This is a genomic window from Streptomyces lateritius, from assembly GCF_014649715.1.
GTDB classification, from domain to species: domain Bacteria; phylum Actinomycetota; class Actinomycetes; order Streptomycetales; family Streptomycetaceae; genus Streptomyces; species Streptomyces lateritius.
In genome coordinates this window covers 1-5291 of sequence record NZ_BMTO01000014.1, presented here as the reverse complement: position 1 = coordinate 5291, position 5291 = coordinate 1, and the positions used below count along the sequence as shown (strand labels likewise).

6 protein-coding genes and 1 pseudogene are annotated in these 5291 nt (G+C 70.0%); 2 read left to right on the top strand and 5 right to left on the bottom strand.

Translation table 11 applies throughout. The features are described 5' to 3' along the window. The first annotated feature begins 257 nt into the window (after nt 1-257). Nucleotides 258-752: a carboxymuconolactone decarboxylase family protein gene (locus IE136_RS25815; protein ID WP_158983971.1), complete on the top strand. Its 495-nt coding sequence runs from the start codon at nt 258-260 to the stop codon at nt 750-752. Between the two features lie 209 nt (nt 753-961). Here IE136_RS25815 and IE136_RS25810 read toward each other — a convergent pair whose 3' ends face one another. The 4 genes from IE136_RS25810 to IE136_RS25795 form a co-directional block, all read right to left on the bottom strand. Continuing rightward, nucleotides 962-1108: a hypothetical protein gene (locus tag IE136_RS25810; protein WP_189601536.1), complete on the bottom strand. Its 147-nt coding sequence runs from the start codon at nt 1106-1108 to the stop codon at nt 962-964. 36 nt (nt 1109-1144) lie between these two features. Further along, entirely contained in the window at nt 1145-1495 is a 351-nt protein-coding gene (locus tag IE136_RS25805; RefSeq protein WP_189601535.1) for a PRC-barrel domain containing protein, read from the bottom strand. Nucleotides 1496-1634: 139 nt separating this feature from the next. Further along, on the bottom strand, nt 1635-3104 hold the full coding sequence (locus IE136_RS25800; RefSeq protein WP_158983975.1) for a serine/threonine-protein kinase: 1470 nt from the start codon (nt 3102-3104) through the stop codon (nt 1635-1637). 440 nt (nt 3105-3544) lie between these two features. Continuing rightward, a complete protein-coding gene (locus IE136_RS25795; protein WP_158983977.1) occupies nt 3545-3901 on the bottom strand; it encodes a phage holin family protein in 357 nt (118 codons plus the stop codon). A 462-nt stretch (nt 3902-4363) separates the two neighbouring features. Here IE136_RS25795 and IE136_RS25790 point away from each other — a divergent pair, with 462 nt between their 5' ends. Beyond that, nucleotides 4364-5053, top strand: a complete 690-nt coding sequence (locus tag IE136_RS25790) for an esterase/lipase family protein (RefSeq protein ID WP_189601534.1) — start codon at nt 4364-4366, stop codon at nt 5051-5053. A gap of 147 nt (nt 5054-5200) precedes the next feature. Here the strand turns inward: IE136_RS25790 and IE136_RS25785 are convergent. After that, a pseudogene (locus IE136_RS25785) lies at nt 5201-5291 on the bottom strand (IS5/IS1182 family transposase); the annotation flags it as partial.

The following is a 5291-nucleotide window of genomic DNA, read 5'->3' as shown; positions in this document are numbered from 1 at the left end:
TCCTGGACGTCCCGGGCATGTGCCCGGGACGTCCAGGACGGTACCCCCGCCTCCGTCCCCGACGAGGCCGTCGACCTCTTCTGCCCGGCAGAGCCCTCCGAGGCACCGATCTACGTGCGTGCCTCCGGCCGGAACCGCCCGCGACGTAGGCACGGCGCACGCCGGAGAAAATCTTTCCGGATTCCTGTCACGTCTCCGTGCGTCCCTCCGTCAGTGCTGTGAAGACGCCGACCAGGCCGACGCGAAGGAGAGCAGCCATGACGAAGACCGACACCCCCATATCCCGGATGCCGAACCCCGCCGAGTTCGTGCCCGAGGTGAGCGACGTCAGCGCCGCCCTCTTCCGGGCCACGGGCAACCAGTCCGTGCCCCGCACCACGATCAACCTCATCCACCTGCGGGCCGGGCAGATCGTCCGCAACACCTACCTGACCATCCTGAACACCAGCTTCCTGCGCAAGGCCGGCGAGTCCGAGGAGCGCATCACCGCCGTCTCCTCCTGGCAGGACGCCCCGTACTTCACCGACGCCGAACGCGCCGCCCTCGCCCTGGTGGAAGCCACCCTCCAGCCCGCCCCCCACGGCGAGGAACGCGTCTCCGACGAGCTGTACGCCGAAGTCGCCAAGCACTACGACGACAAAGCACTGGCCACCCTCACCATCGCGATCGGCCAGATCAACTTCTTCATCGCCCTGGCCGTCATCGGCAAGCCCCAGCCCGTCACCTCCCTCGCCGACCGGCAATGGGACTGACCCGACCCGCTCATGCCTCCGAGCACCACGCACTGGCCGTCCCGGGCCCGACAGCCCTCTCCAGCTCAGGTATCCGGTCCGAGAGCGAAGTGCCGCATCGTCACAACAGAGTGGCCACTCGGCACGGCCGGGGGTTCCCGGTGCGGCAACCACCGCGGGCCCGGCGCCGGCCGGGCCCGCAGGAGGGGGATTGTGGGTGGGGGCCGCCGTCAGTGGCGGCCCCGCAGCCTGCCGAAGAGAGTGCGAGCCTGGGCCCGCTTCCGAGGGTCGGTGGCGGCGCGTCGCACCGATGCGATCGCCCGTCGGCCCTGCGGGCTGCGGCTGAATCGCTTGATGCGGGTCAACAGTGCGGACATGGAACCTCCTGTATGGGTACGTCGCCTGCGCGGCGTCTACCGGAAGAACGCCAGGTAGTAGTCCACGAACTTCATGCGGTGGTGTTCGTCCGTGTCGTCCTTTTCCGGCACGAACTCCGGGGCGTTCTTGATCTGCTCCTTGGTGCGGCTGACGAAGACGGTCTCCGTCGTCCTGTCCACGGTGGTGACGATTCCGGCCGGAATCACGACATGCCTGCCGAGGATCCACGGCCCGGTGTCCACGACCAGGTGACAGCAGCCGACTTCCGCGGAGTGCTGGTCCACCTTTCCGATTCCACCGTCCGTCGCTTCAACCTTGTATCCGGTCAGATCCATGTCGGCCGCGTGCATCGCGGTCTCGGAGAAGGACCAGATGTCGGGGAGCATGCCTGTTTCCTTCCTGCGGGGACGACCGGGACACGCGGCCTGGTCTGTCCTTCTTGTTGCCCGGTACGGGCGGTTCATTCCGCCGGCCCGCCGTACTCGTTGCGGCCGACCGGCCCCATCACTGTCTGCCGGTCCGTCGTCAGTCGCTGCGGTTCTTCTTCGGCGGCTTGACCTTCACCTTCCGCGGCTCGGGCTCGACACGTACGGGCCCCTTGGCGGCCTCACCCTTCCGGCTGCCGGTCCCCTTCAGGGTGGCGGCCGGAGTGGAATTCTCACGCTCGTCGGCCGCGGAACGCGGTTTCGTGGCGGACCCCTCGGCGGTCGGGGAAGTCATGGTCCGCGAACGGGAGACGGCGGGGGTTGCAGCGGGTGAGGAGGACGGGTCCGGATGTCCTGCCCGGGGCGACGAGGGCTCGGTCGTCCGATCCGCCCCGGCCGACGGGGATTCCGTCGTGGCCAGGCGCGGTGGCCGGGAGGCCGCGTCTTCCCTCTCGGAGGGCAGAGCACCGATCGAGCCGGTCAGCGAGACTCCGAGCACGGCCAGTGCCGCCCCCGCAGCGAGTAGGCCGCGGCCGGAGCGGGGGGAAGCGGGGGGCGTGGAAAGGGGTTCCTGGGGCGGGGGTCCCTCGCTCGGTGTCGCCGCGAGCACCGGCCCGGTGGCACCTGTTCGGGCACCCGCGAACTCCGACCGAAGTGTGACGTCCGCCGCGTTCCGGTCCTCACCCACGTTCCGGACGTCTATCGGTGGGCCGGCCCCGCGGCGGGACGACGCGGAGTCCCCGCCCGGCATGGCGGCCAGGGCCCGGAAGCAGGCCTGTGCGTCGGGCCGGCAGGTCTCATCGGGATCCGTCATGGCCTCCAACAGCGCGACGAGATCCGCCGGCAGGTCCGAAGGAATCACCGGAGGCCGGTGCAGCCGCGCGATCGCCGCCTCCAACGGGGTTCCCGCGTACTCCAGCTCGCCCTTCAGGGACTCGAGGAGGACGAGTCCCAGGCTGTAGATGTCCGCAGCCGGTCCCGCTCCCCTCCCCAGTACTTGCTCCGGCGCCATATATGCCGCAGTTCCCACGAGAGTGCCGGGGGCGGTGTGGGTGGCGGTGGTGTCGAGCAGCCGGGAGATACCGAAGTCGGTCAGGTGCGGGGTGCCCGTCTCGTCCAGAAGGATGTTCGACGGCTTGACGTCGCGGTGCACGACACCGGCCGCATGCACATGGGCGAGCGCGGAGGCCAGCGCGGCCCCGATCCGGGATGCCTCGGCGGGCGTCAGGGGGCCCGCGGCGATGTGCCTGCGCAGCGTCGCCCCCTTGATGAGCTGCATCACCAGGTAAGGCCGTCCGTCCTCCTGGCCGGAGTCGTACACGGTCACCAACCCGGGGTGCTGCAGCTGGGCCAGCAGGCGCCCCTCGCCGTCGAAGCGCTCCTCCGTCTGGGACTCACTGCCAGGGCGGAAGACCTTCACCGCCACCGGCCGCCGCAGCCGCAGGTCACGACCCTCAAACACGTCGGCCGCACCGCCGCGCCCCACCAGCTCGTCGAGCCGATAGCGGCCGGCGACCACGTGGGCCGTGAGCCGGAGATCCGGTGGGGCTGGCCACGGGCGGACCATCATCTGTGCTCCCTGCGTTCCGTTGTCGCCTTCCGCTGTCCGCCCGCCCACGTAGGTTCGTACCGGGCAGGCCGCGCCGGCGTCCGATGTCTGGCCGTATGACCGCTGGGCGGCGGCCGACGCGTACCGCATCCGGCCGCGGACCGCCCGTGTGCGAGCTTGGAACTACGGGTGCCCCCTGAGCCTCGGGGCATCCGCATGGAAACCGGAAAATCCTGTGGGGGACTCCCGGACCGCAGCGGCGCGCACCCAGCATCACCTACGCCCGGTACTACTCGGCGCGATGGGCGCGGAGCCAGATCCTCTCCGCGGGCGCACTCCGTGGGCGAGCCACGGTTTCGGAGCCGGTCCCACGAGCGGAAGGAGCCCCTCAGCAGATTCGCGCCGCCCGCCCCGGAGGCGGCGCGGGCGGCGGCGCGTTCACCGGTGATGTGCCCGGAGTGTTACTGGGCCAACTCGTCGGCCACCTCCTTCACCGCGTCCAGCGAACCTGCCAGCGCCTCCCGTGACGCGGCTCGGGCCCGGCGCAATCTCTCGTACCCGTACCCGGCGAACGCCACAGCCCCGATGCCGTACGCGGCCGCCAACGCCCCCGCCACCCGTTGTGCCGGCCACACTCGCTCCAGCGCCCGCACCGCCGACTCCTGAGCCGCCAACAGGGCCAGCACGCCGAGCACCCCGCCCGCCCCAAGAGCCGCCGATCCCCGGCGCCCCTCCGACACGGCGGCCACCAACTCCGCCTTCACCTGGTCTATGTCCTCACGGACCAACTCGATCACATCCTGTGACAGTGCTTGCATGCCTTCCCGCTACCCCTGTCCCGGCCGGGCACGCGACGGACTGCCCCAGGCATCACCGAAAAGCAACACACGACGGCCTCCGTGCCCTCGGCCTCGACCACCTCGGCCGGCGCGCAGCGCTCTTGGAGTGACGGAACGCGGCGGCGCACGGTCGGCGAGTCGGACCGGGCCCGACAGCTCCCGACGTACAGCGGGGCCCCGCACTGGGCGCCGACGAGCCCACCGGACGGGCGAGAAACCCGGCGCACACCTCTTGACCACATGTACCTACTGATCAGTACGCTCAGCGCATCCCTGAACGACCCCGGTGTCGACCCTGCGGCCGCAGCGAACCGGCCCGCTCGGCGCGCCCCCACATGCCGCAGGTACCGCTCCCGTGACCCGGGAAGCCTCCCCCAGCACGCTCTCCCCACCGGAACGCGCCCTCGTGCGCTTTCACCTGCCCCGCCCTTGGAGGCCCGCGTGAAGAGATTCGTCGTGACCGCAGCCGTCGCCGCAGCCGGTGCCCTTCTCGTCGTGCAGGCGCCGGCTCCCGCCCAAGCGTCGACCGGCTCCTCCTTCACCTCCGGCAGCAACCCCGTCCTGTTCGTGCACGGCTACAACGGTGATGCCGGTAACTGGAACACCATGGCCGACCGCTTCAGGGCCGACGGCTGGCCGTCTGCCCATCTGCGTCAGTGGACCTACGACTCGCGCCAGTCGAACACCGTCACCGCCCAGCAGCTGTCCGCCGAGGTCGACCGTGTACTCGCGGCCACGGGCGCGACCAAGGTCGACATCGTCAGCCACTCCATGGGTGGGCTGTCCTCGCGCTACTACCTGAAAAACCTCGACGGGACCTCGGAGGTCGACGCCTGGGTGTCGTTGGGCGGCCCGAACCACGGAACCGACACCGCCAACAGCTGCTTCGACACGTCCTGCACCGAGATGCGCATAGGCTCCAGCTTCCTCACCGGCCTGAACTCCGGCGACGAGACCCCCGGCTCGCCCCGCTACGCCACCTGGTGGTCGCCCTGCGACACGGTGATCAACCCCGACAGCTCCGTGTCCCTGTCCGGCGCAGTCAACAGCCGGACCACCTGCCTCAGTCACACAGGCCTGCTCACCGACGCGACGGTGTACGCCCAGACCCGGGACATGATCAACCGCTGAGCGTGCGTCGGCGCCCGGCGAGAACCGCAGCAGCCACATCGGTTCAGCGGGAGCCGTCTTGACGCCCGAGGGCCTCGGTGCACCACGTGACGATGTGAGCCTTCAGATCATCGATCGAGTAGTCGATCGTCGTTCTTAGAAGCCATCTCATTTGGCGAGTCTGCGGTAGCAGATAAGGGTGCAGGCGATGCTGGTGAAGGCGAGGAAGTGGTCGGCCTTGCGTTCGTAGCGTCGGTGG